Raw genomic sequence first — 23343 nt, 5'->3', positions numbered from 1 at the left:
ACGGCCCGATCGACCTGTTCATCCTGCGCGCCGGTTCGGGCGTGTGGACGTGGGGCGACATCCACTTCCGTCCCGCCCAGTTCGCCGCAGCGCACTTCACCGTGCGGACGCTTCCCAACGACACCGTGATCGCCATCCGGCGCTGACCCATGGTCGGTGCCCGCTCAGCGGCGTCGCGCCGTGTTGAGGCGGGCGGCTTGCCGGGTGAGGTGGTCGCGTTCGGCGAGGTTGGGAGCCTTGCGCGCTGCTTCCGCATAGAGCCGCGCGGCCGTGGCGAGGTCGCCGTCCCGCTCATGGAGGTAGGCGGCGACGGCGGCATAGCGGGGCAGCATGTCGTCCAGCTCCGCGAGGGCCGCCAGCCCGGCGCGCGGCCCGTCGGCCTCCGCGACGGCGACCGCCCGGTTGAGGCGGACGATCGGGCTGCCGGTCAGCGTCTCGAGCTCGTCGTACCACTCGACGATCTGCACCCAGTCGGTCTCCTCGGCGGCGGGCGCGTCGGCGTGCAGCGCCGCGATCGCGGCCTGCGCCTGGAACTCGCCGAGCCGGTCGCGGGCGAGGGCGGCCTGCAGGATCCGGACGCCCTCGGCGATCGCGGCGGTGTCCCAGCGGCCGCGGTCCTGGTCGGCGAGCGGGACCAGGCCGCCGTCCGGCGCGGTGCGGGCGGCGCGCCGGGCGTGGTGCAGCAGCATCAGCGCGAGCAGCCCGGCCACTTCCGGGTGGTCGATCGCGGCCGCGAGCTGCCGGGTGAGCCGGATGGCCTCGGCGGCCAGGTCGACGTCCCCGGAGTACCCCTCGTTGAAGACCAGGTAGAGGACGCGCAGCACGGTGGAGAGGTCACCGGGCTGGTCGAGCCGCACCCCGGACACGGTCCGCTTGGCGCGGCTGATGCGCTGCGCCATCGTCGCCTCCGGCACCAGGTACGCCTGCGCGATCTGGCGGGTCGTCAGCCCGCCCACGGCCCGCAGCGTCAGCGCCACCGCCGACGACGGCGTCAGCGACGGATGCGCGCAGAGGAAGTAGAGCCGCAGCGTGTCGTCCGCCGAGGGCGCGGGGCCGGGCGGCGGCTCCTCCTCCAGCCGGTCCTCGCGGCGGCGGCGGGACGCGTCGGCGCGGGCGGCGTCGAGGAACCGGCGCCAGGCCCGCGTGATCAGCCAGCCCTTGGGGTCGCGGGGCGGGTCGTCCGGCCAGACGCGGACGGCCTCGACCAGCGCGTCCTGCACCGCGTCCTCGGCCGCCGCGAAGTCGGCTCCGCGGCGGACGAGGATCGCGAGGACGGTCGGGGTGAGGCTCCGCAGCAGGGCCTCGTCCATCAATGGCACTCGGCGGTGGTGCTGGGGGCGGCGCTCAGGAACGGCCGCAGCTCCAGCCATTCGTGGATCGGCCGGCCGCCGGCGCCGGGCGCGGCCGACAGCTCCCCGGCCAGCTCGACGGCGCGCTCGTGGCTGTCGACGTCGATCACCATCCAGCCGGCGATGAGGTCCTTGGTCTCGGTGAACGGGCCGTCGGTGACCGGCGGGCGGCCCTCGCCGTCGTAGCGGACCCAGCTGCCCTCGGGCGCGAGCGCCTGCCCGTCGACGAACTCGCCGGTCTCCTCCAGCCGGGCCGCGAAGTCGTTCATGTACTGGATGTGCGCCGAGACCTCCTCCGGCGTCCACTGGTCCATCGGCACGTCGTTCACCGCTGCCGGCGCGCCGCGGTAGTGCTTGAGCAGCAGGTACTTGGCCATCGTCGTTCTCCTCGATGCTGGTGCGACCCATTCTGGCCGCGTTCGCACCGGGGACGGAGTCGGCGGCGGATTCTCGACATCGCCGCCAGAACTTTTTTGAACTTTCGTGGACGGGCCCGGATCAGGGGCGGGGAGTGGGGACGGTGGCGAGGACCGCGGCGACCGTGGCGCAGGCGGTCAGCAGGAGGAAGAGGTTCGGGTAGCCGCCGAGGGCGGTGGCGAGTGCGGCGCCCGCCCAGGGGGCCAGCGCGGTGGCCGTGGTGACGGGTGCGGCGAGGATGCCGGAGAGGGAGCCGTAAGCGGCGGTGCCCCAGCGGTCGGTGACGGCGGTGGCCTGCAGGAGGGTGGTGATGCCGCGCGGGGCGCCGGCGAGGACGGCGATCGCGGTGAGCAGCGCGACGGGTCCGGGCAGGACGGCCAGGCCCGCCGTGGTGGCCGCGCCGAGGGACAGGATCCAGACCGTCCGGGCCCGGACGCTGGTGCGGCGGGCGAGGGAGCCGTAGCCGAGCCGTCCGGCGACCTGGCCGACCCCGCCGAGGCCGAGCGCCCACGCGGCGGTGGTGGAGTCGGCGCCGCGCGAGGTCAGCAGCGGGATGAGGTTGGTCATGACCGCGTACATCGCGAAGGCCGAGAGGGTGAAGGCCAAGGCGAGGAGGATGAACGGGCGGCTCCGGACGGTCGCGCTCACCCTCTGCGGATCGCCGCCGTCCCGTGGGTGTCCGGTGCGGGCGGGCGGCCAGGGGCGGCGCAGGGCGAAGCAGTGCAGCGGGATCGTGACAACCGCCAGGACCACCGCGAGGACGAGGTAGACGCCGCGCCAGTCCATCACGTTCGCCAGCGCGTCGGTGAGGGGCGCGAAGACGGTGCTGGCCAGCCCGGCGACGAGGGTGAGGGTGGTCAGCGCCGGGACGTGGCGTGGCGCGTAGTAGCGGGTGAGGGCGGCGAAGGCGGGCTGGTAGAGGACGGCGGTCATCGCGACGCCCGCGAGCACCCAGCCGGCGGCGAACCAGGCGAGACTGGGCGCCGAGGCGATCAGGACGAGGCTGAGGGCGGCGACGGCCGAGCCGGTGGTCATGAGGACGCGGGGGCCGTGCCGGTCCAGCAGACGTCCGGCGGGGATGCCGCCGAGCGCGGCCACGACCAGGGCGGCGGAGAACGCGGCGGTGGCGGTGGCCATCGACCAGCCGGTGTCGGCGGCGATGGCCGGCGCCAGCACCGGGAAGGCGTAGTAGAGGACGCCCCAGCTGGTGATCTCGGTGAGGCACAGGGCGATCAGGGGCGCGGGTGACGCGCGCGCCGCCCCGGTCCCGGCGGCGGGAGGCGCCGCGGGGACCGGGGCGGGGAGGTCACGGCTCATCGGGTCAGACGTGGGAGGTCTCTGCGCCGGCGTCCTCGGCGGCTTCGGCGGAGCGGCCGTGCAGGTGACCCGTGGCGAAACCGACGCCGGCCGGGGCGCCGAACCCGATGGAGACCGGCTCCGGGGCCGTCCCACCGCCCCCGCAGCAGCCGCCGCCCGCCTCGGCCCCGCCCGCCTCGGCCTCGCTCGCCGGGTCGGAGGAGCAGACGCCGGTCTCGGGCAGGTCGAGCTGGACGGTGTCGGCGGCCTCGCGGTCCCCCGCCAGCGCGGCGGCGATGGAGCGGACCTGCTCGTAGCCGGTCGCCATCAGGAAGGTGGGGGCGCGGCCGTAGCTCTTCGCCCCCGCGAGGTAGAACCCGGCCTCGGGGTGGGCGAGGTCGCGTTCGCCGTGCGGCGGGACCGTCCCGCAGGAGTGGAAGTTCGGGTCGATCAGCGGGGCCAGCTTCACCGGCGCCTCGGTGGCGGGGTCGAGATCGAGCCGGACCTCGCGGAGCATCGCCAGGTCGGGCCGGAACCCGGTGGCGGCCACGACCGTGTCGACCGTGAGCGTCCTGGCCCCGTCCGGGGTGGTCCCGTGCACCTGGACCTGGGCGCCTCCGGCGTCGAAACGGTTGATGCCGAACCCGCGGACCAACTCGATGGCGCCCGCCTCGACGGCCTGCTTGAGCCGCGATCCGAGCGCGCCGCGCGCGGGCAGGCCGTCGGCGTCGCCGCCGCCGTAGAGGCGGGCGACCGAGGCGCCGCGCACGGCCCAGGTGATGCGGGTGGCGGGGTCCTCGGCGGCGAGTTCGGCGAGGGCGAGCAGGGTGTTGGCCGCGGAGTGCCCCATGCCGACGACGAGCGCGTGCCTGCCCGCGAAGCGGTCGCGGTCGCGTCCGAGGACGTCCGGCAGCGGGCCGGCCAGATGGGCGGCCGCCTCCGCTTCGCCGGGGGCGGGCAGGCCGGAGTGGCCGAGCGGGTTGCCGTGGCCCCACGTCCCGGAGGCGTCGATGACGGCGCGGGCCCGCAGGTCGGTGATCGTCCCGTCCTCGTCCTGGACGCGGACGAGCAGCGGGTGGTCGTCGCGGCCGACGGTCCGGGTGGTGTCGACGCCGTCGCGCGTCACGGCCAGGACGCGGGCGGACGTGCGGACGCGTCCGGCCAGCTCCGGCGTCCGGGCGAGCGGGACCAGGTAGTCGCGCACGAGTTCGGCCCCGGTGGGGAGGACGCCGGCGGGCGGCGCCGTCCAGCCGGTGGGCTCCAGCAGGCGGCGGGCGGCGGCGTCGGTGTCGTACCGCCAGGGCGAGAACAGCCGGACATGTCCCCATTCGGAGATCGCCGCGCCGACGGTGGCGCCGGCCTCCAGGACGAGGAAGTCGAGCCCGCGCTCGGCGAGGTTCGCGGCGGCCGCCAGCCCGACCGGCCCGGCCCCGATGACGACGACGGGGAGCGGTTCTCTGGTCTCGGACACAGTGGTACCTCCAGGCTCAGTCTGCTGCTTCGATGGGCATCAAAGCAAGGGCCAGGTTGCCTCTCGTTTCGATAGATGTCAAATTAGATGTATGTCTAAGTTCTTGCGCATCGACGACGACGTGACCGGTCAGCCGTGCTGCGCACCGCTGAGCGGACCGCTCTTGGGCGAGGCGGAGGCGGCCGAGCTGGCGAAGGTGTTCAAGGCCCTGGCCGATCCGGTGCGGCTCCGGCTGCTGAACATGATCGCCTCGGCGGAGGGCGGCGAGGCGTGCGTGTGCGACCTGAACGTGGCGTTCGAGTTGAGCGCGCCGACCATCTCCCACCATCTGAAGGTGCTGCGCCAGGCGGGACTGATCGAGGGTGAACGCCGCGGGACGTGGGTGTACTACAAGGTCGTCCCGGACGCGGTCGCTCGCCTGTCCGGCCTGTTCGCCATCCCCGTCTTCACCCGGGCCTGACCGGTCAGCCCCCGGCGCGGGTGAGGCGGATCTTGGACTGGCCGTGCGGGAGCCGCTCCCAGTCGTCCATGAAGCGGGCGGTGAAGCCGTGGCGCTCGGCGAGCCCGGTCAGCGTCTCGGTGCGGTAGTAGAAGTCCTCGCGGAGGACGTGGTGCTCGGTCCCTTCGGTGCGGTCGAAGGTGAAGTCGAAGAGGCCGTCGGGCGCGAGGACGCGGCCGACGTGGGCGAAGCACTCGTCGATGACCTGGATCGGCGAGTGGCTGAACACGCTGTGCGCGTGCACCACGGTGAAGTGCCGTGACGGCAGGAACCCCAGCTTCAGGTCGTCGACGAGCGCGAGGTGCGGGAGCTTGTCCTGCAGACCGTGCCGGGTGAGGGTGTTCTGCGCGGCGAGCAGGATGTCGGGCGAGATGTCGATGCCGTAGTAGTTGCCCGTGTCCAGGTAGTCGATGAACCGCCAGCCGGCGCGCAGGTTGCCGCAGCCGATCTCCAGGATCCGGTCGCCGGGCTTGAGCCCGTGCTTGACCAGGTAGTCGAACTGCATCTGGCCGAGCTTCAGCCAGCGCTCGCGGGTCGGGCTGCCGACGGCGGCCTCGGGGCTCCTGGCGGCGTCCGCCCGCATCACGGCCCGGTAGTAGGCGACGTGGCCCCGGTTGGCCACGCGGAGCTTCACGTCGCGGGCCAGCCTGGCGAGGTACGCCTGAACCTTGTCCGGGTTCTGGGCGGCATAGCGGAGTTTGTACGGCAGGCTCGCGCGGTTCCTCTGCACGCGCGGCGGCGGTTTCGTCATCTGGTTCGTCCCCCGTGGGCGTTCCGGCAGGTCCGGTGGGTGCCCTACCCCGGCGGCCGGGCACCCTACCCACGGCGACGGACCCGCTACGGCTGGATGCCATAGCCGGACGGCCCCCGGCTACGGCCGGACGGACTGGCCGTTGCGGAAGACGTTCAGCGGATCCCAGCGGCGCTTCACCTTCTGGAGGGTGGCGTAGCCGTCCTTGTAGTAGAGGGTCGGCGACTTCTGGCCCGAGGTGTTCCATGCCCCGTCGTCGAGGTCGACGTCGGGGTAATTGATGTAGCAGCCGTCGGTCAGCGCGTCGTTCGGAGTGGAGGTCCCCACTTCGGGGACGCCGCCGGTCGCGGCGAAGGTCGCCTGATAGGTCTTGCGGATCCAGTCCAGGTAGGCGGACTCCTGCGGGTCGCCCTTCGTCCAGTAGACCTGGTACTGCATCTTCATGATGGAATCGCGCTGCCGAGCCGCCGTGTCGAAGCGCGGCTTGTTGATGGCGCCGCCGTAGGAGTCGATCTGGATGAGCGACTGCTTGTTGTCGTAGTCGCGGTAGGGCCCGTCCTTGCTGAGATGGGACCACATCGCGTCTATCTGCTTCGGGTCGAACGGCTTGCGCATGTAGGCGGACTTGTACTTTCCGCACTGGTCCTCGCCGCTGCTGTCCAGGACCTGGGTGGCCGTCAGCCACGGCATGTCCCTCGGAATCTTCAGATGCCCGAGGGTGGGGCGCTCCCCCATCGGGGCGTGCATCGACTTCGCCTCGGCGCGTATCCCGCTGTCGATCCGTTCGAGGAATTCGCTCATGGCGGCGCGTCCCCCGGGGTCGTCGACGTCCACCTGTGCGGTGAGCCCGATCTGGCCGTTGCTGTGGTGGTTGAGGGCGAGCAGGGCGAACAGTTTCCCCTGGGGCGTGGACGGGTCCTGGTGGTCGCGGAAGTACGTCCCGAACGCGGTGAGCAGGTGGACGAAGTCGTCCTTGGTGAAGTCGGCCCAGTCCCACGCGATGCCCGCCAGGCGGACCATGCTGGGCGGTTGCGGAAGGTCCCTGAACCAGAACTTGGTGATGAGCCCGAAGTTCCCGCCACCGCCGCCCGTATGCGCCCACCACAGCTCCTTGCGCTCGTCGTTCCAGTCGTCGCGCCGCGCCACGACGAGTTCGACGGTGTGGTCCTTTCTCACCACCGCCACTTCGACCGCGTAGAGGTAGTCGACGGTGAGCCCGAACTGGCGCGACATCAGGCCGTATCCGCCGCCGGTGATGTGCCCGCCGAGGCCCACGGAATAGCAGGAGCCGCCCGGCAGGGCCCGTCCGCTGATCGGGTAGAGGTGGCTGTAGGCGTGCCAGTTGCTGGCGCCGGCCTCCACGCAGTACGCGTCCATGCGCGGGTCGTAGTACATCCCGCACATCTGCGAGACGTCGAAGATGACCCGCACGTCGTCACCGCAGACGAAGTTCTCGTAGCAGTGCCCGCCGGAACGGACGGTGATGCGGGTGCGCTCGGGGTGCTTCGGCTTCTGCCGGACCGCCTCCTCCAGCGCCTCCCTGGCTTCTTCGGCCGTCCGCAGCATGCGGACGTATTCGGGCTGGGCGATCCACCGCTGGTTGAATCCGCGGCTGAGCGACGGGTACCGCCTGTCGTGCGGCTGGACGATCGGCGAGGGCTGGGGGCCGTTGCTGGTCATCGGAACACCACCTTCTCGGGGGAGGTCGGGGGCCGCTCACGCGGACCATCTGACTACCCTCAGCTTCCCGACGCCTACTCTCCGGAAACAGAAAGTGACAGTCATGTGGCGGTGGGCTGATCGTCCAGGCATCGTCCAGGCGGCGCCGCGCACCGGGATGACGGGAATGGGATCTTCGCTAGACTGCCCAATTCGTCTCAGCACGTCCACGATGGCGGAGGTCTTGATGAGTCCCGGGGATGGCGCGGATCGCAAAGCCGCACCGGAGCGGATGACGCAGCACGGTAAGAACCTGCATCGGAACGTCAACGAGTATCTGCAACTGGCGTGGAACAACCTCCAGGGCGCGCGCGGCATCTCCCAGTCGAACTTCACCGCCACCTCCTACGTCCTGTCGATGGCCTATGTCGCCGCCCTCGACGTCGCCGAGGAGGACCTGGAGACGAAGAAGAAGGTGCTGAACAACTTCCGGGACCTGCTCGCCGTGTCGGCGACCAATTGGGAATCCGCCGAGGTAAAGAGCACGCTTTCGCGTCCGTGACGCCGGAGAGGTCCTCCCGCCTCTTCCCGCATTCGCAGCCGTAGCCGTAGCCCTCGAAGTCAGGAGTGTCATGGGTGGCCCCACACCGGGCGGAAGCCCGGTCGCCTTCGCCGGAGCGACCGCGTTGACGGTGACCCAGGTCGCCGCCGCGCTCATTCCCCCCGCCTGGACGACGTCCATCGTCATGTACCTGAACCAGTGCGATCCGCAGGCGATGCTGGACGCCGGCCTGAAATGGGCCGACAACTACGACAAGCTCGGCAACGCCCAGCAGGCCGCCAACAGCACGAACCTGCCGAAGGACGAATGGCAGGGCAAGGACCGCGACGCCTATGACGCGCGCATCGACGAATACCGCTCCCAGATCACCGGTTCGAAGCAGCTCGCGTTCGCGGTGGGCTCCGCGATGAGCATCACGGCCGCGCTGTGCTTCCTCGTCGTCGTCGCGATGGTCGTCATCGCCGCGCTGATCGCCCTGTACGCGGTGTACGTCGCCGCCGCATTGGCCGGGCTGTTCACCTATCCCGCGGTGCTCGCCTCGGCGTCCGCGTTCGCCATCGAATGCACGTCGTTCCTGGAGAGCGTTTCCGGGCTGGTCGCGTCGGTCGCGGCGGGCGGCGCCGCGGTCATCACCGGCGCGATGGCGCTGGACATCGGCTGGCAGAAGGCGCACGGCAACGACGCCGCCCTCGACGATTTCAAGAACGGCCTGCGGGACGCGTCCGACAACATGGTGTGGGGCACCATCTCCCGCCTTGAGCGCATCGCGACCGCCGCGCTCATGAAGGTCGGCGGCGGAACCCCGCTCGGCCGGAACGACCCGGCCCTGCGCATGCCGAGCCCGGTCGGCAACCCGGCGCGCAGCGGCGGCTCGCTCGGCACGAGCGGCGTCTGGACGGGCGGCAACATCACCGACCATTTCGCCGGCGCCGCCGGAGACAGGAACAAGCGCGACGAGGGCCTTTTCGAGGACCCTCCGGCCGAATAATGCCCGGCCCCCGGGGCCGCCGTTTCGTGCGGCGGTTCTTCTTCTCGGCCTGCGTCGCGCTGCTGGCCCTGCCCCTGCTGACCGTGTACACGCACCTGTTCGGCCGGGAGGTGCCGCTGCGGGTCGACCGGTGCGAGCGGCAGGTGCGCTACGGCTACGAATGCCACGGCTCGTGGACGGACTCGGACGGGCACCGGCATTCCGCGAAGGTCGCCCATGTGGGCCCGAAGGACGTCGGCCGGACCGTCAAGGCGAGGCTCGGGCCGTGGCCGCTGAGCGCACACGCCGGCGGCCTCGGGAGCGAGGGGATCATGCTCGCCCCGGGGGCGCTGCTGCTGCTCTGCGTCCCCGGCTATCTCGTGCTCAGGCGGCGGCTCAACCGCGAGGTGGGGGCCACGGCGCGGCACCTGCTGGACGCACCCGAAGATTTCCTGGTGCTGGAGGTGGACCGCGACGGCGCCGTCCGTCCCGGCGGGGAGCCGCATCTGCGCGTCCAGTTCGGTGACGCAGACGTGCCGGTGCCGGTCGGGGCCGATCGACGGCGTTTCGCGTCCGCGCGGCGTCCGGATGGGGAGGTCGCTTTCCTCATCGAGCGGCGCACCGACGAGGTGCTGATGCTCGGCTCCGATGGCCGCCCTGAGGCCGTCATCCCCCATCTGGCGCTCCAGTCCGGCCGTCCCAGGATCGAACAGCAGGACGGAACGCTGCTGGGCGAGATCACCCTGACGCGGGGCCATACCAGCGACGTGCACTCCATCGTCCGCCCGGACGGCCGGGAGGTCGGCCGTTTCGCGCGGCTGCGCCGCCGGACATGGGCGCTGTGCCTGTCACCGGAATGCTCACCCGCTCTCGCCTACACGGTCCTCGCCTATCTCTTCACCGAGGGCCGCGCCGACTGAGGGTTTTCGCCGCTACTGGCCCATCCTCTTGCGGAGTTGGTCCATGAGCGCGGTGGCGTCGCGGGAGACGCCCGCGAAGGCGGCGTTCATGTCGCGGAGCGCGTCCTGCATCACGGCGGGGTCGAGGGGCGTCTTGACCTTTTGCGCGTCCTCTCCGTAGACCTCGTCGGCGGCTTCCCGCTTCTGCCTGTCGAGGTCCGCGACGGCCTCCTTGGAGAGCTGCTCGATCAGTTCCGCGAGTTCCTCGGACCCCATGCGCATGGCGCGCGGGTCGATGCGCACGCCGGTCAGCCCTTTCTCCGGAGAGAAACCCAGACCGACCCGGCCGTCGGGGGATTCCGCGCGGCCGACCATGTCCGCCAGCCGAGCACTGAACTCCGCGGACTTCTCCGCCACGCGCCGCGCCTGCTCCGCATGCGCGCCGAGGTCGATCCCGAGGGTCCGCTCGATGTCGGGGAACTCGCTCACTCTCACCAATCCTTCGGACGGGCTTCGCGTAAACCGCCCACCCTAGGGGTTCCGTCGCCCGTCCGAGGAATCGAGCATGCTCGCGAATCAGGTCGGCAGTGTGGCCGTGTAGTCGGCGAAACGCTCGTCGACCTCTTCCGGGGTGAGGCCGAAGTCTTCGAGCGAGTACCGGTGAGCTGGTTTCGCGGCGCCGGTCGTGCTCTCGTTGTGGAGTTGCGTCATCGCGGTTCTGGCCTCGTCGGTGAACGGGAGGCCGAAGCGGGTGTAGACGGCCTCAACGGTGCCGATCGGGTCGCGGACGAAGTCGTCGTAGTGGACGTCCGCAAACTGGTCGGGGTTATGGCGCGCCCGCACCTCGCGGAATTGGTCGAGGCCCCGGCTCCAGAGGTCCAGTTGGTCGCGGCCGAGGGTGGCGCCGGTGAAGACGTCCGACCATCCGGCGGTGGCGTGCGCGGCGAGGCTGCACATGGACGCCATGGCGGTACGCGGCTTCCGGTGCGTCTGGATGATCAGGGCGTCGGGGTAGACGTCGAGCAGCGCGTCCAGTGCGAAAAGGTGACTGGGATTCTTCAGCACCCAGCGCCGGCCGGCGTCGTTGAGGCCGATGAGCTGAAGGTTGCGGCGGTGCCTGCGATAGGCGGGCGTCCAGTCTTGTTCGGCGAGCCAGGACGAGTAGGTCGGCAGGTGCGCCAGGCTTTCGAAGGAAATGGAGAGCATGCTCTGGCGAAGGAGTTGCCAGCACTCTTCGACGGAGTCCGCGGAGATGTAGTGGACGCCCATGAACTCGGGGTTCTCGACATGGTGACGTCGATATCCGGCGTCGATCGCCTGGAAGACCGCGTTGTCGGCCCAGGTCTCGCGAGGAGGACGCGGCTGCGGCACTTCGGCGAGCCAGAGGTCGAGGCCCTGATGGGTGGGGTCAGCAGTGAGCAATCTGTGCAGTGCAGTCGTGCCGGTGCGGGGCAGGCCCGTGACGAAAATGGGCCGCTCGATGGGGATGTCCGCGTGCTCAGGGTGCTGTTTCCACGCGGCTTCGGAGAACTGCCGGGCGGCGAGCGCGCCCCGGAGCATCGCCCTCTGAGCTTTGTTTCCGAACGGGGTGAGCCCGGCGTCCTTCACGAAAGACTCTAGAAGAACCTTGAGGCCCTCCAGATATTCGTCACCACCGAAGTCGTCCATGCCGGTGACCTTGCTGGCGGACGCGTGGAGGTCCTCGACCGTCCCGACGCTGTCGCGGCCTGCGCTCATCGGTACGCCCCTTCCTAGGGTGCCTAGTGGTGCCACTCGCCGGAATTGACGTCCAGGCATTGCCCGGTGACCGCACGGGCCAGCGGCGACAGCATGAACACGACGGCGTCGGCGACCTCGTCCGGCTCGGGGAGTTTCCGCAGGTCGGTCGTCGCGGCGTTCTCGTCGTAGATGTCCTGCGCCGTGACGCCGCGCTTCTTGGCGAGATGGTTGAAGTACCACTGGAGGTTGTCGGCCCAGATGTATCCGGGGGCGATGGTGTTGACGCGGATGCCGCGCGGGCCCAACTCGGTGGCCAGGTTCTGCGCCATGGCGAGGAGTGCGGCCTTGGCCATCTTGTAGGCGCCGAACGTCCGCCGTGAATGGCGGAGGACGGCCGAGTTGATGATGACGACCGACCCGCCGTGTTCTTCGAGCGCGGGGATGAAAAGTCTGGTGAGGTGCAGGGCAGCGAGCACATTCGTCTCGAAGCCGGCCCGTACCCCGTCGAGATCGACCTTGGTCAGGTCCTTCAGAGGCGGTGTCGCGAAGGCGTTGTTGATGAGGCCGTCCACACGCCCGAAAGCCTCATGGGCCGTCTCCGCGAGCCGCTCGCACGCCGCCGAATCGTTGATGTCGGTCGGGACGGCGACGGCGCGCCGCCCGATGTCCTCGACTTCCTTGGCGACCTCGGCGAGCCGCTGCTCGTTCCGCGCCGCGAGCACCACATCGGCACCGGCCTTGGCGCACTGAACGGCAAGCCCGCGCCCCAGGCCAGGCCCGACTCCCGAAACGACGACGACTTTATCCTTGAGCAGGTCCGCCATCAGCCGAGCATCCTCTTCGCAACGGCGACCTGACGGGTCGCGATCTTTTCCGACCATTCCTGCGAGGTGATCCGCTGTTTCTCATAGAACGGCAGGACGCGGGGCAGTTCGTCGAACTTCACGACCTCGACCTTCGGGCCGTCCTCGGATGTGAGGTCACGGCCGACGCGCTGCCACCGGAACTGGAGGTAGCCGCGCCGATGCCCGGTCCGCTCGATCCAGTTGGCGAGCCCGGGGTCACGCTCGCTGACGACGTACCGGATCATCCCGTCCTCGTCGACGCGGGCTTGGTCGGCGGTCAGGCTCGTCTGATGGTTGATGTAGTCGAGCGAGATGTACCACATGCTGCCGAGCTGGAAGCCCTGGTAGGGCGCCACTTCCCGGTCGGCGGCCGGCGCGGTGATGACCATGACCTCGTCGTCGTCCAGGTCGTAATGCCCGACGGACGAGAACTGCGTGGCCAGGCCGCCCGGGGTGAGCCGCGGCTCGGTCATCGTGTTGACCGGCAGTTGCAGGTAGTGCCATTCGGGGAAGGCCAGGAAGGTGCGAATCCTGGAGACCAGCATCTTCCCGGCGATCTGATACCGCCGAGCCATCCGCTCGGATGGCACCGACAGCGGCGAGGTGCCGAGCGTGTCAGCCCGATGAATACGAATCTCGCCAGGCCGCTCGTTCTCCCAGTCGCTGAACACCTCCCGCACAATGAGCATGGCCGCGCCCGACGGAAGCGTGACGTACCCAGGCCCGGCATCATCCTTCGGCGGCCCGAACCTCAACTGGAACGACCCGTCCTCGGCGATATCCAGTTCGCGGTCATCGAACGCGGTCAGACTGTCGGGCGACTGCGTAGGCGAGTAGTCGCCGTTCATGACCTGGAAGCTCAGATCGGCGGTCGTCCCCCGCCGTCCGGTCACCACGTACTCGGCGTCGTCCCGGATGTAGGCGTGGAAGTACAGCGTGTCCGGGTTGTCGAGCCCCAACTTGGTGTACGGCCCGGTGGACGACGCGAAGAACGGATAGTCCTGCTGGTAGGCGCCGACCATGTGCAGCGAAGCCTTGATGCTGCCGGCGAGGTAGTCGAGCCCCTCGGCCAGGTCCTGGTCGGTCTTGACATGAGGCGCGTTGCGGATGATCCGCTCGGCCTCGACAACGGCGTCCGCGAACGAACGCGTGGCCGCTTCGAACGAATCGGTCTTGCCTTCAGCTGAGTCGGTGGCCACCGGGCTCTCCTGGGGACGCGGGGCGCGAACGCCGTTGAGAACGCGACACTGAGGACCAGAACCTAGAACCCGTTCTAGGCCCTGGTCAACGCTCGGTCCCGATCAATGGGAGGTGGTGAACTTCAGGCTCGGGGCGTCGTCCAGCGAGACCATGTACTCGTACGTCCGCCGGTGCCCGGTCTTCTCGACCAGCCACCGCCCGTCCTCGCCGCGCCGGTAGACGTCGTGGTAGAACGCGGCACCGCGGATCAGCAGCTTGTGCTCCGGGATGATGATCGTGTCGTCCAGCGACCAGATGCCCGTGGCCCGGTCCCCGTCGATGTCGATCTCCGGGCATCCGGCCGTATGCGCGCTGATCTTCCCGCCGTCCAGGTTCTCCCGCATGTACTGGACGATCGCGTCCCGCCCCTCCAGCCTGAGGGTCTTCTTGAGCACCGGGGTGTCGTACTCGGCGACGGCATCCTCAGTGAACACCTCGGCGAACTCGTCCCACAGCTTGAGGTCCACACACCGCAGGTACCGGTGCTTGAGCCGCCGAATCTCTTCCAGAGCAACCAGATCCATGCGCCAAGACTGGCCGCTACAAGCCAATTAGACAAGAACAGGTTCTATTTTCCCCCTGCAGCGCCCACCAACGCCACCGTCCAGATGGTCCTGGTACAGATCGCCGACCACCCCGCGCAAGCATGGCCGCACTAGCCCGCACCGTCATAGCGCGAAGGATTCGGGACGGGTGTAGTACCTCTCCGAGATCCTCTTCGCGGTGGCCCGCGCTGCCGGGTCGGTCCCCGGCGTCGGGACGACGCCCCCGGTCGGGTTCGAGAACCAGCACAGGAAGGCACACCGCTCCCGGGCACCGCCCGCACCCGTCCGCGCGGCGTAGGAGACCTGGCCCTTCATCCACGAAGTGTCGATAAAGTCCACACACCCGAGCTCGGCGATTCCCCAGGGGACATCCTTCGAGGACGCGAACTCCACAGCAGGCCCCCACAGTTCCTCGCCGCTACCGGTGTTGGAGTAGCCGTCCACGGCGTACAGATCGACGTAGTCGTCACCGGGCCACAGATCCTTGTAGCTGGTGCCCTTGGTGGGCCGCTGCCCCGACCAGGCCTCCACGATCTGAGCCGTGTACACCCGCGGTTTCCCCACCGACTTGACGACCTCGCAGAAGCGCCGAAATGCCGGAAGATACTCCGCAAGCGTGAACTGGCCCCTGCGAATCTTCCCGTCCGGCTCATGCCAACAGGTCAGGAACGCCGCATGAGAGTCCGGGACGGACCGCACGAACTCCCGCAGCCTGTTGTCAAGCTTCCTTCCCGAGAGTTGTGCCAGGTCGGGCTTGCACGACCACACGGAGACGCGCTTCCCGACGTCGATCCCCGCGACCGACTCGGCCCAACTCCTGGGCAACCCTCTGTCATACGACCGCCGAACCGTGAACGGCCCCGCCGCCGCGTCCAACTCCCCGAAGTCCTTACCCTTCAGAGACACACTGCTCGCCCCGACGAGCATCCCGTCCCGCTTCGTCATCCCGGCCCTCCCGCGCCACGGACGTAAAACCAGGACCCCCGCCCAGGCCGCCGAACACCGCCACACGGCCGGTTCCGCTTCGACCAGAAGCTCTCCCAACCAGCATCGCAGGCAAGGAAGGGACCGTTCCATAACCTCCCCGTGAGACTCCCGAACACCCTGGCCAACCACCTCTCGCCCCTCCACCACAAAGCCCACTACGCAACGACCGCCCCGGCCCTCCGACCTGAACTACCGAGAAACGGCGGACCCACAACGGGGCCACCCCAGCCACCTGATTCGCCGACACGCGGGCTCATCAACTCCGGCTCCGACAGCATCAGCGGCCACGCAGACTCAACTTCAGACCGTCGGACGACCACTCTGCCGCAGGGGCCGGCAAGCGAAGATTGCGCAGCCAACGCCCCGCCCCTCCGCCCCCCAGAACGTCGGCCGGCGGACGGCAAAACTACGGCGATCGGCGTTGGTGCACCGTCCGGGCTATCCTCGCGGCGGCCTCGGTCGTGTCTTCGTGCTCCCAGACGCGGATGACCGTCCAACCGGCGTCCCCGAGCAGCCGATCGGTCTCGGCGTCGCGCTCGCGATTGCGCTCCACCTTGTCCGCCCAATAGGCGGCGTTCGTGGCCGACTTAGTGTGGTGCTCAGGGCAGCCGTGCCAGAAGCAGCCGTCCATAAAGACCGCCACCTTCGCCTTGGTGAAGACGAGGTCGGCCGTTCGGCGCACCTTGGGAAGCGGACGCGTTGAGACCCGGTATCGCAGCCCGAGTGCGTAGACGGCTCGACGCAAGGCCAACTCCGGCTTCGTGTCCCGACTCTTGTTGCCCTGCATGCTCTTGCGAACGCCGGCGCTCGACGCCCGGGTCGGCCTCTGCACTCCCACGGCCCAACCGTACGCAAAAGGAATGACGGCCGCTGCCGGTCAGGTGATCTCGACGCCGAGGTTCCCACTTGTCCGCGCGACCTCTAACCTCCGTGGTGATGACGACGGGACGGGATTACACGAGTCTGGAGATCTGTGCTGGCGCCGGGGGACTGGCGCTCGGTCTGGAGCAGGCGGGCTTCCATCCGGTGATGCTCTTCGACGAGGACGCGCACGCCTGCGAGACGCTGCGCGGCAACCGGCCCGAGTGGGATGTCAGACAACTCGACCTTTTCGAGTTCGTGGGGCACGAGCACCCGAAGGTCCTGGACGTCGACCTCTTGGCGGGCGGTCTTCCGCGCCCCCGCGCCAGGCGGCCGGTGAGCGAACAACGTGATCCGCTGCGTGCGGCGATCTGGTTGGCGACGGAAGTGCGTCCTCGTGCGGTCATGCTGGAGAACACCCCCGGCCTCGTCACCGACGACGACTTCGCGGACGTGCGCGCCTTCGTCGAATCGGAGCTGGGGGCGAACGGTTACGAATGCGCGTGGAAGGTCCTGGACGCCCAGGACTTCGGCGTCCCGCAACGTCGGCCGCACGGCGTGCTCGTGGCGCTGCGATCGGAGAACATGGCCCGGTTCCGGTGGCCCGACCCGACCGGTGGCGCCGCCACGGTGGGCGAAGTGCTCTGGCGCTCCATGGCGAGCCGGGGATGGGACGGCGCCCTGGAGTGGCGATCACGGGCGAACGAGATCGCTCCGACGATCGTCGGCGGCTCGAAGGACCGAGGCGGAGCCGACCTCGGTCCCACCGGCTCGAAGAAGACGTGGGCTCGCCTCGGCGTCAACGGCGGCAGCATCGCCGACGAAGTCCCCGGCCCCGACTTCCGGATGACGCCCGAGATGAACCCGGCGGACCGCAACGGACTGCCGAAGCTCACCGTCGAGCAGGTGGCCCTGCTCCAAGGGTTCCCGCCCGATTGGAGGATCGCCGGACGTAAGACCTCGCGCTACAGGCAGGTGGGCCACGCCATCCCGCCGCCACTCGCCGCCGCCGTGGGCCGGAGCATTGCCGCCGCACTGGACTGAAGACGTCGACGCGACCGGCCGCGACCGTCACCGGGACGAGATCGTTCGCGACCCTCCCGAACCCCTCGTCTCGCTAAGCTGACCGCATGGCCGCCGATCACATCAACATCGTGGACCTCTTCGCGGGGTGCGGCGGTTTCACGCAGGGTTTCCACGAGTTCGTCCCCGAGGACGGCGACCGATCGCCCTTCCGAACGGTCGGCGCCGTGGAGATGGACGTGGCGGCCGCGACGACGTACGCCGCGAACTTCGCCCAAGAGGCCGGGGGCGCCGGGTACATCTTTCCGGGCGACATCAAGGACTGGAATCCCGGCGACGTCAAGGAGGACGTGGACGTCATCCTGGGCGGCCCGCCCTGCCAGGGCTTCTCCGGGCTGGGCCGGGAGGACCCGGAGGATCCTCGCAATCAGCTCTGGCGCGAGTACATGCGGGTGGTGCAGAAGATCCGGCCGAAGATCTTCGTGATCGAGAACGTCGACCGGTTCTTCTCCTCGATCGAGTACGCCGCCCTCAAGGCCGCGGCGGACGACGGCTCGCTGAAGGACTATCACCTGGAGTCCCGCCATCTGGTCGCGGCGGATTACGGAGTTCCGCAGGCGCGCAAGCGCACCATCGTCCTCGCCACCCATCGGGACCTGATCGCGGCTCACCCCTCATCGCTTCCGTTGATGCATCCGGAGGCCACGCACTCCGAGGTGAAGGGCGGACGCCATGACGACCAGGGAGCCCTTTGGGAGGACGGCGATCCGTCTTCCGGCACCCTCGCGAACGGCCTGCGGCCCTGGACCCCGACCAGCACCGTCTTCGGTACGAAGCGGGAACCCAAGACGCCGCTGAGGCCTCGGACCACTGAACTTCCGGACGCTCGCATCGACCTGTTGGGCAAGTCGATGCCCGGCCCGTTCAAGACGACCGAGTTGCACATCGGCCGGAACCCGACGGAGTTGTCAAGGCTCCGTTACGCCAGCATTCCCGAGGGCGGCAATCGCTGGAACATTCCGCCCGAACTCTCGACCCAGAACTGGCTCAACCACCGCAACGGTTCCGGTGACGTCATGGGCCGGATGTACCTGGACCGCCCGGCCGTGACGATCCGCACCGAGTTCTACAAGCCGGAGAAGGGTCGATACCTCCACCCCTGGGCGGACCGGCCGATCACCCACTACGAGGCCGCATTGTTCCAAGGGTTCCCCGAGGACTTCCTCTGGTGCGGTTCCAAGGTGCAGATCGCGCGCCAGATCGGCAACGCCGTTCCGGTCGGCCTGTCCCGCGCGATCGCGGGACAGGTCTACCGATACCTCGAGGACGCCGGCGAGGTATCGGACGTCCGCTGAGGGTCGCTTCACTCATGCTTCGGCCTCGCCCTGCTCCTTTCCGCGGATCGGGGCTTCGGTGAAGAGGTTCTTGAAGAGGGGTAGCAACGCGTCCACGGCGGCGTCCGGCACCTGAAAGTCGTCCGGGCCGTCCGGCAGCGACTCGTACTGGACGTGCGCGGCGCCCGCCTCCGCGACCCAGGCCCGGTGAGCGTCGGCGTCCCACGGTTCGTCGGGCGCCATCACTTCGAAGAAGAGCGTGCTGCCCGCGGCGTTGACGGCCTTGAAGAAGGCGTTCGCCTCGCGCGTCGTCCGTACGGTGCCGTCCTCCATGAGGCGCGCGATCGTCCGGGCGGTGGCACGGTGGTAGACGATCTCCAACCGGAGGAGGCTGTTGAAGGTCTCCTGGTTTCGGCAGACGATCTCGACCGGACCGTAGTCGGGCCCGTTCCTGAAGAACTCCGCGGCCCACCACAACCGGGAGAACGTCTGCTTGTGGAAGGACCCGATGAAGTGGTTCTTGTTCACCTGGGGCACGGGACTGGTGCCGGACGAGCGCGGAGGGTTCCGCCAGATGACGTAGTCGGGGGCCAAGCGCAGCGCCAGGAAGTTCCACAGCCGCGGATCCGCGGCCTCGCGCCGGCTGAGCCGCAAGGTCGCGTGGAGCCTCGGCGGCAGCCAAGCGTCCGCCCTGGTCGGCTCGTCGTCGAATCGATCCATCGCCTCGTCGAGGAGTTCCCGAACGGGCGCGGCCTCCCAGCGCACATCACCCGGCAGCGGTTCGCACGCCTTCTCCAGGGCGGTCTGCGGGAGACCCTCCAACCCCTGCAGCACGGCCGAAGTGAGATGCTTCGTCGCCTCGCGCTCGGCCAGCAGCGCGAGACGCTCGATCGGTCCGGCGGGCCTCTGCACGGTCACGAGTGCTCCTTACGGTTGGTCGTGCGGATGAACCCGCCGAGTCGCCGCGCGATCCCGGCCTGCCGGCCCGCCGCGTGGACGAGCCTTGTCTGCAGGTCGCCGCCGTCGCCGTTCAGGCGTCGCGTGACCACCTCGATCAGTGCGTCGTCCGGGGAGAGATCGGGGAAGACGTCCGGGAGCATCCGTCTGAGGACGACGCCATGCCAGCCCCCCGGCCACAAGGGCTGCCCGTCCTCGATATCGGCCGAATAGACGGCCGCGTTGAACAGCGCCGTCCAGGCGTCCGCGGCGATCTGCGCGGCCAGTGCGTCGCGCGCGACGCGGTCTCCGCCGTTCAGCAGCGGCACCAATCCTTCGAACCTGGAGTTGAGGTAGACGACGGGCTCCTCCCCCACCGCCTCCACCGTCCACGGGTCGTCCTTGTAGGGGTGGAGATGAGGGTGTTCGGCGTCCCCGAAGTCGATCGTGCGGATCTTGATGCCGTGCTGGCGGGCGGGCGTTCGGGCCTGCAGGTCCACCGTCCAGGCCCGGTCCGTGGTGCCGATCGCCCTTCCGGCGACGCCGTCGACAGTGGCGATCACGTGCCCGCTGAGCTGCGCCTGACCGAGGTGCCGGTCGCCGTGCAGGACGATCGCGCCGGTCCATGTGCCGTCCGGCTCCCGTGAGAGGGGCGTCACCGACCTGGCGTTGGTGCGGCGTTCCGCGAGCACGGCGACACAGGCCACGTCCGACCAGACGGAGTTCTCCAATTCGTGCCGCGGCGGGTGGAGCCGAACCGAGAGCCTCGCCTCCTCCCACCCCTCGCGCTCGACCTCGTGGAGGGCCACGACACGGCGCGCGGCCGAGATCATGTTGAGGTTGAGCGGCACGCCGTCGAGCCGGACCTCCCGTACTTCGAGGGAGATCTCACCGGCCAGGGTCGGGTACGGGATCAGCCTGTTCACGCCGACGTCTCCTTCACGCGTCGCAGGTCCACGTCGGCGGCGGCCATCGTGGCGGACACCGGGTGGCTGGAGACGTCGCTGACGCCTCGGAAGGCGGCGGTGCGGGCGCCCGCCGCGAACCGCAGATGTCCCGCCTCGGTGAGTTCGCAGTTCGACTCCGGGACGAGCTCCGCCCATTCCGCCATCGGCTTCGGTCCCGAACGGGTGGCGAATCGGAGAGTCGGGCTGAGCAGCCACGGATCGTCCCGCCGCGGCAGCTTGACCTCGACGCGCACCCGCCAGGCCCCGGAGGCGTCCACGGTTCCGTCGACGTGCTTCACCGTGGGGAAGCCGGGGCTGCGCGGTGCGGACGGCGGTTCCAGGCTGAGGAGTTCGCGCAGGGCGGCCGGCCCCTCGTCGCTCTTCTGCTCGTGGGGGCGGAGCAGTCGACGGACCTCCTCCATCATCGCCGTACGGAAGTTCCTGATGGCGGTGGCCGCCCCTCTGGCGTAGGTGGCCGTCAGATCGTCGGTGCGTTTCCAGTCGTTGTGCTCCGGGGGTTCGGCCGTCCGGAGGAAGTGTTCGGCCGCGTCCGCACCCTGGGCTCCGGCACCGGCGGCGTGCCCCGCGAGCAGGACGCCCTGCACCCGCTGCGCTCCGAGCGGCAGATCGGTCATGGGACGGGCCATGACGACCATGCGGTTGCTGCGCATGCAGACGAGCTGGTTGGCGTCCACGTCCTCCTCATCCGTCGGAGTGATCAGCAAGACCGCCCGATGTTCGATCTTGGGCGTCTTCCCCGCGCTCTTCAACGGCGGCACGTAGAGCGGCACGGAGGCCTGAAGGACGTCCTCCGTGGACGTGAGGGTCTCGGTCGTGGCCCCTTCGAGGAACGCACGGAGCGCCCGAGATCTTGCGGGCTCGTACCGATACGGGTCTACGTGCTCCTCCTCCACGACGACCACGCCGTCCCGTTTGGCGACCACGGACGCGTCGAGCATCGCCCGCGTGTCCGCGGTCGACACCATCGACGCCCAGAAGCTCCGCACGAGCCCCTTCACGAGAGCGGCGTGCATGCTCTCCAGGTCGTCGGCCTCGCCGCTCGGGTCGTGCGCGCCCACGATGAGGAAGCTCGTCCCGGGCGCACCGCTGTCGCGTCGGATGTGAAGTCGCTCGGCGGTCTGCTCGTCCGCCCACCACGAACGGGTCGCGCCGTTGCGCTCGGGGTCCGGCTCCCCGAACCATGCCGGCCCGGCCCATTCATCGCCGGCCGCTCGACGCCACGGAAGCTCCAGGCGACCGATCATGCGCCGCTCGCTGCGTCCCTGATGCGGAGTCGACAAAGTGCTGTTGATCAAGACGAGACCGAGTCGACTCGTCGCCCACAGCGTGGCCTTGCCGAGCCCGTACGAACCTCCGGCGCCCGGACCCTCCTTCCGGCTCTCCAACTGACGGCGGACCACGGCGGCGAACCGACCGTCGTCGTAGTCGGGCCCGGTCAGGCCGGAGGCGTTGTAGTCGTCGATGCGGAGGAGCAGCAGCCGCCCGGTGTTGCGGAGGTCGTCGAGACCGTCCGCGATGACGCGCCCCACCTTGTTGTCGGCACCCGCGGACGCTTCGAGGTGCGGCTCGATCTCGCTCCACCGAAGCACCTCGAGAAAACTGTGGAGCCGTTCGCCCGTCAGCTCGTGGAGCGTGTACCGGACGCGAACGGGCTCGTCCTCGCCGAGGCGCTCGTCGAGGCTGTTCTGCGTCGCCTCCCGCGCGAGGACGCCCAAGTCCGCGTCGAACGCGAAGGCGGCCGCGTTCCCGAACTCCCGCCCGCCGTCCTCGTACGCCGGCCGGTGGTACCAGGTGAGCCCCTCCACCGGGGTCCCCGGATCCTGTCGGGTCACGAGTGACCCGGACGACAACTCGAGAACCTCCTCGATCGCCTGGATCTTGTCCATCCGCGGCTGCGCCCGCCCGGTCATCCACGCGGACACGGCCGCGCGGGTCACACCGATCTGCTCGGCGAGATCCGCCTGACTCAGCCCGCGACGCCGCAACTGCCGCCCGAGCCACGGCCCGAACTCCTCAGCCTCGCTCACAGGGCCTCCCACCTCGAAAAATTGACATCAGCAGGGTACGACAATTCTCTTAGACAAGACACCACCTTAACCCTCCCTATAGGGACCACAAGGTTTGGTTGACGACAGTGCGTATACGATCACACACTCACGGTGACGTTCATTACTTCCAGTAATTGAGATATTACTTTGAGAAGTATTACGAGGTAATCAGGCATTTAGCCGCCGCGCGTCGGAGTTTCTGGGCTTTTACCTTGCGCCGGAGCACATCTCCGGTTTATCTTCGTTCATCGAACGGCTCCACGAGCGGAGACCGGAACGGCGGTAAATCCGTCGACAAAGGGGTGAGGTGTGTCCCGACCCCGGGAACGCCCCATCCTCTTCAGCACGACCTCATTCGTCTGCACCGTCGAGTCCTCGGCTCGCATGACCTGCGTGACGCGGCGACGAGAGCGGAGGGCGGGGAACGTAGGTGTTCGGGGCTTGACTTGCGTTCTATGAGTAGTAGTACGGTCCTGAGACTGATCGTCGAGCGAGGACCGATCAATCCGACACTTCTCACCTAGAAAGGTGAATGGGATGAACCGATCCCACGGGGGCAGGCGGACCCGGCGCACCTTCCCTGTGCGCTACAAGGAGACAGTGGTCCAGGCCTATGACCTGGCTCTGCAGGTTTCCCCGTCCGCCGCGGAGGCCCTCCTTCGCGCCGAGGACATCTCCCTGGCGTACGTGAACCGCTGGCGGCGGGAAATGCGGGACGGCGGCGCCGCGTCGCCGATGTGCGCCGCTTGCCACGGCTCCGTCCACTACCCGAGGGCGGGAACCCGGCGCAACAAGAGGAACAGGCCCTCCTAACAGACTTCACAGAGCGAGGGCGTTCAGCCACGGGGTACATGTAGGACACCCTCAGACCCGGGCGGTCGTCACCGACAAAAGAACCGTCTCGGCTCTCGTTCTGTGGCCCGACGTTCGGAGAGTCCCGGCAATCTGCGGCCAGGGGCGAGGCGCGA

General features: G+C 69.2%; 22 protein-coding genes. 6 read left to right on the top strand and 16 right to left on the bottom strand.

Going from position 1 to position 23343, the window contains the following annotated elements:
• Window positions 1–164 precede the first annotated feature (164 nt).
• The 4 genes from ABFX46_RS13005 to ABFX46_RS12990 all read right to left on the bottom strand — a co-directional run bounded on the left by ABFX46_RS13005 (window position 165) and on the right by ABFX46_RS12990 (window position 4533).
• Window positions 165–1310: an RNA polymerase sigma factor gene (locus tag ABFX46_RS13005; RefSeq protein ID WP_346042130.1), complete on the bottom strand. Its 1146-nt coding sequence runs from the start codon at window positions 1308–1310 to the stop codon at window positions 165–167.
• Entirely contained in the window at window positions 1310–1726 is a 417-nt protein-coding gene (locus ABFX46_RS13000) for a YciI family protein (protein WP_346042129.1), read from the bottom strand. The genes ABFX46_RS13005 and ABFX46_RS13000 overlap by 1 nt, the downstream gene beginning before the upstream one ends.
• Before the next feature lie 121 nt (window positions 1727–1847).
• The gene (locus ABFX46_RS12995; RefSeq protein ID WP_346042128.1) at window positions 1848–3083 is read right to left on the bottom strand and encodes an MFS transporter; all 1236 of its coding nucleotides are present in this window, start codon (window positions 3081–3083) and stop codon (window positions 1848–1850) included.
• A 4-nt stretch (window positions 3084–3087) separates the two neighbouring features.
• Window positions 3088–4533 (bottom strand): FAD-dependent oxidoreductase, encoded by a 1446-nt coding sequence (locus ABFX46_RS12990; RefSeq protein ID WP_346042127.1) that lies wholly within the window; start codon window positions 4531–4533, stop codon window positions 3088–3090.
• Between the two features lie 91 nt (window positions 4534–4624).
• Here ABFX46_RS12990 and ABFX46_RS12985 point away from each other — a divergent pair, with 91 nt between their 5' ends.
• A complete protein-coding gene (locus ABFX46_RS12985) occupies window positions 4625–4993 on the top strand; it encodes a metalloregulator ArsR/SmtB family transcription factor (protein WP_346042125.1) in 369 nt (122 codons plus the stop codon).
• A 4-nt stretch (window positions 4994–4997) separates the two neighbouring features.
• On the opposite strand, the gene ABFX46_RS12980 is transcribed toward ABFX46_RS12985, so the two are convergent.
• Both ABFX46_RS12980 and ABFX46_RS12975 read right to left on the bottom strand, forming a co-directional pair.
• Window positions 4998–5783, bottom strand: coding sequence for a class I SAM-dependent methyltransferase (locus ABFX46_RS12980; protein ID WP_346042124.1), 786 nt, complete (start codon window positions 5781–5783; stop codon window positions 4998–5000).
• A gap of 120 nt (window positions 5784–5903) precedes the next feature.
• Window positions 5904–7463: an FAD-binding oxidoreductase gene (locus ABFX46_RS12975; RefSeq protein ID WP_346042122.1), complete on the bottom strand. Its 1560-nt coding sequence runs from the start codon at window positions 7461–7463 to the stop codon at window positions 5904–5906.
• 271 nt (window positions 7464–7734) lie between these two features.
• Between ABFX46_RS12975 and ABFX46_RS12970 the strand changes: the two genes are divergently transcribed.
• The 3 genes from ABFX46_RS12970 (at window position 7735) to ABFX46_RS12960 (ending at window position 9891) form a co-directional block, all read left to right on the top strand.
• Window positions 7735–8004: a hypothetical protein gene (locus ABFX46_RS12970; RefSeq protein ID WP_346042121.1), complete on the top strand. Its 270-nt coding sequence runs from the start codon at window positions 7735–7737 to the stop codon at window positions 8002–8004.
• Between the two features lie 70 nt (window positions 8005–8074).
• The gene (locus tag ABFX46_RS12965; protein WP_346042119.1) at window positions 8075–8992 is read left to right on the top strand and encodes a hypothetical protein; all 918 of its coding nucleotides are present in this window, start codon (window positions 8075–8077) and stop codon (window positions 8990–8992) included.
• Window positions 8992–9891 carry a hypothetical protein gene (locus tag ABFX46_RS12960; RefSeq protein WP_346042117.1) on the top strand — a complete coding sequence of 300 codons (900 nt, stop codon included), beginning with the start codon at window positions 8992–8994 and terminating at the stop codon, window positions 9889–9891. Before ABFX46_RS12965 ends, ABFX46_RS12960 begins: the two co-directional genes overlap by 1 nt.
• 12 nt (window positions 9892–9903) lie before the next feature.
• Here ABFX46_RS12960 and ABFX46_RS12955 read toward each other — a convergent pair whose 3' ends face one another.
• From ABFX46_RS12955 to ABFX46_RS12925, 7 genes are all read right to left on the bottom strand, one after another.
• A complete protein-coding gene (locus ABFX46_RS12955; protein ID WP_346042116.1) occupies window positions 9904–10359 on the bottom strand; it encodes a YbaB/EbfC family nucleoid-associated protein in 456 nt (151 codons plus the stop codon).
• 87 nt (window positions 10360–10446) lie between these two features.
• Window positions 10447–11538, bottom strand: coding sequence for a sulfotransferase family protein (locus ABFX46_RS12950; protein WP_346042114.1), 1092 nt, complete (start codon window positions 11536–11538; stop codon window positions 10447–10449).
• Window positions 11539–11630: 92 nt separating this feature from the next.
• Window positions 11631–12413: an SDR family oxidoreductase gene (locus ABFX46_RS12945; protein ID WP_346042113.1), complete on the bottom strand. Its 783-nt coding sequence runs from the start codon at window positions 12411–12413 to the stop codon at window positions 11631–11633.
• Window positions 12413–13633 carry a hypothetical protein gene (locus ABFX46_RS12940; protein WP_346042112.1) on the bottom strand — a complete coding sequence of 407 codons (1221 nt, stop codon included), beginning with the start codon at window positions 13631–13633 and terminating at the stop codon, window positions 12413–12415. Before ABFX46_RS12940 ends, ABFX46_RS12945 begins: the two co-directional genes overlap by 1 nt.
• Window positions 13634–13735: 102 nt before the next feature.
• Window positions 13736–14197 (bottom strand): nuclear transport factor 2 family protein, encoded by a 462-nt coding sequence (locus ABFX46_RS12935; protein ID WP_131936650.1) that lies wholly within the window; start codon window positions 14195–14197, stop codon window positions 13736–13738.
• Between the two features lie 144 nt (window positions 14198–14341).
• Entirely contained in the window at window positions 14342–15163 is an 822-nt protein-coding gene (locus ABFX46_RS12930; RefSeq protein WP_346042110.1) for a glycoside hydrolase family 26 protein, read from the bottom strand.
• 448 nt (window positions 15164–15611) lie between these two features.
• Window positions 15612–16043 carry a very short patch repair endonuclease gene (locus ABFX46_RS12925; RefSeq protein ID WP_428831243.1) on the bottom strand — a complete coding sequence of 144 codons (432 nt, stop codon included), beginning with the start codon at window positions 16041–16043 and terminating at the stop codon, window positions 15612–15614.
• Window positions 16044–16141: 98 nt separating this feature from the next.
• On the opposite strand from ABFX46_RS12925, the gene ABFX46_RS12920 reads away from it, so the two are divergent.
• Together ABFX46_RS12920 and ABFX46_RS12915 are read left to right on the top strand one after the other, a co-directional pair.
• Window positions 16142–17110: a DNA cytosine methyltransferase gene (locus ABFX46_RS12920; RefSeq protein WP_346042109.1), complete on the top strand. Its 969-nt coding sequence runs from the start codon at window positions 16142–16144 to the stop codon at window positions 17108–17110.
• An 86-nt stretch (window positions 17111–17196) separates the two neighbouring features.
• Window positions 17197–18444, top strand: coding sequence for a DNA cytosine methyltransferase (locus ABFX46_RS12915; protein ID WP_346042107.1), 1248 nt, complete (start codon window positions 17197–17199; stop codon window positions 18442–18444).
• Between the two features lie 12 nt (window positions 18445–18456).
• Here ABFX46_RS12915 and ABFX46_RS12910 read toward each other — a convergent pair whose 3' ends face one another.
• From ABFX46_RS12910 to ABFX46_RS12900, 3 genes are read right to left on the bottom strand one after another with little or no spacing between them, the layout of a single operon-like run.
• Window positions 18457–19341, bottom strand: coding sequence for a DUF6339 family protein (locus ABFX46_RS12910; RefSeq protein WP_346042106.1), 885 nt, complete (start codon window positions 19339–19341; stop codon window positions 18457–18459).
• Window positions 19338–20285, bottom strand: coding sequence for a hypothetical protein (locus tag ABFX46_RS12905; RefSeq protein WP_346042105.1), 948 nt, complete (start codon window positions 20283–20285; stop codon window positions 19338–19340). The genes ABFX46_RS12910 and ABFX46_RS12905 overlap by 4 nt, the downstream gene beginning before the upstream one ends.
• Entirely contained in the window at window positions 20282–22354 is a 2073-nt protein-coding gene (locus ABFX46_RS12900) for a helix-turn-helix domain-containing protein (RefSeq protein ID WP_346042104.1), read from the bottom strand. The genes ABFX46_RS12905 and ABFX46_RS12900 overlap by 4 nt, the downstream gene beginning before the upstream one ends.
• Window positions 22355–23343 lie beyond the last annotated feature (989 nt).

Source organism: Actinomadura chokoriensis (assembly GCF_039529475.1).
GTDB lineage: Bacteria > Actinomycetota > Actinomycetes > Streptosporangiales > Streptosporangiaceae > Spirillospora > Spirillospora bangladeshensis.
Note: the sequence above shows the minus strand (reverse complement) of the source record. Positions and strands in the feature narration are given on the sequence as shown.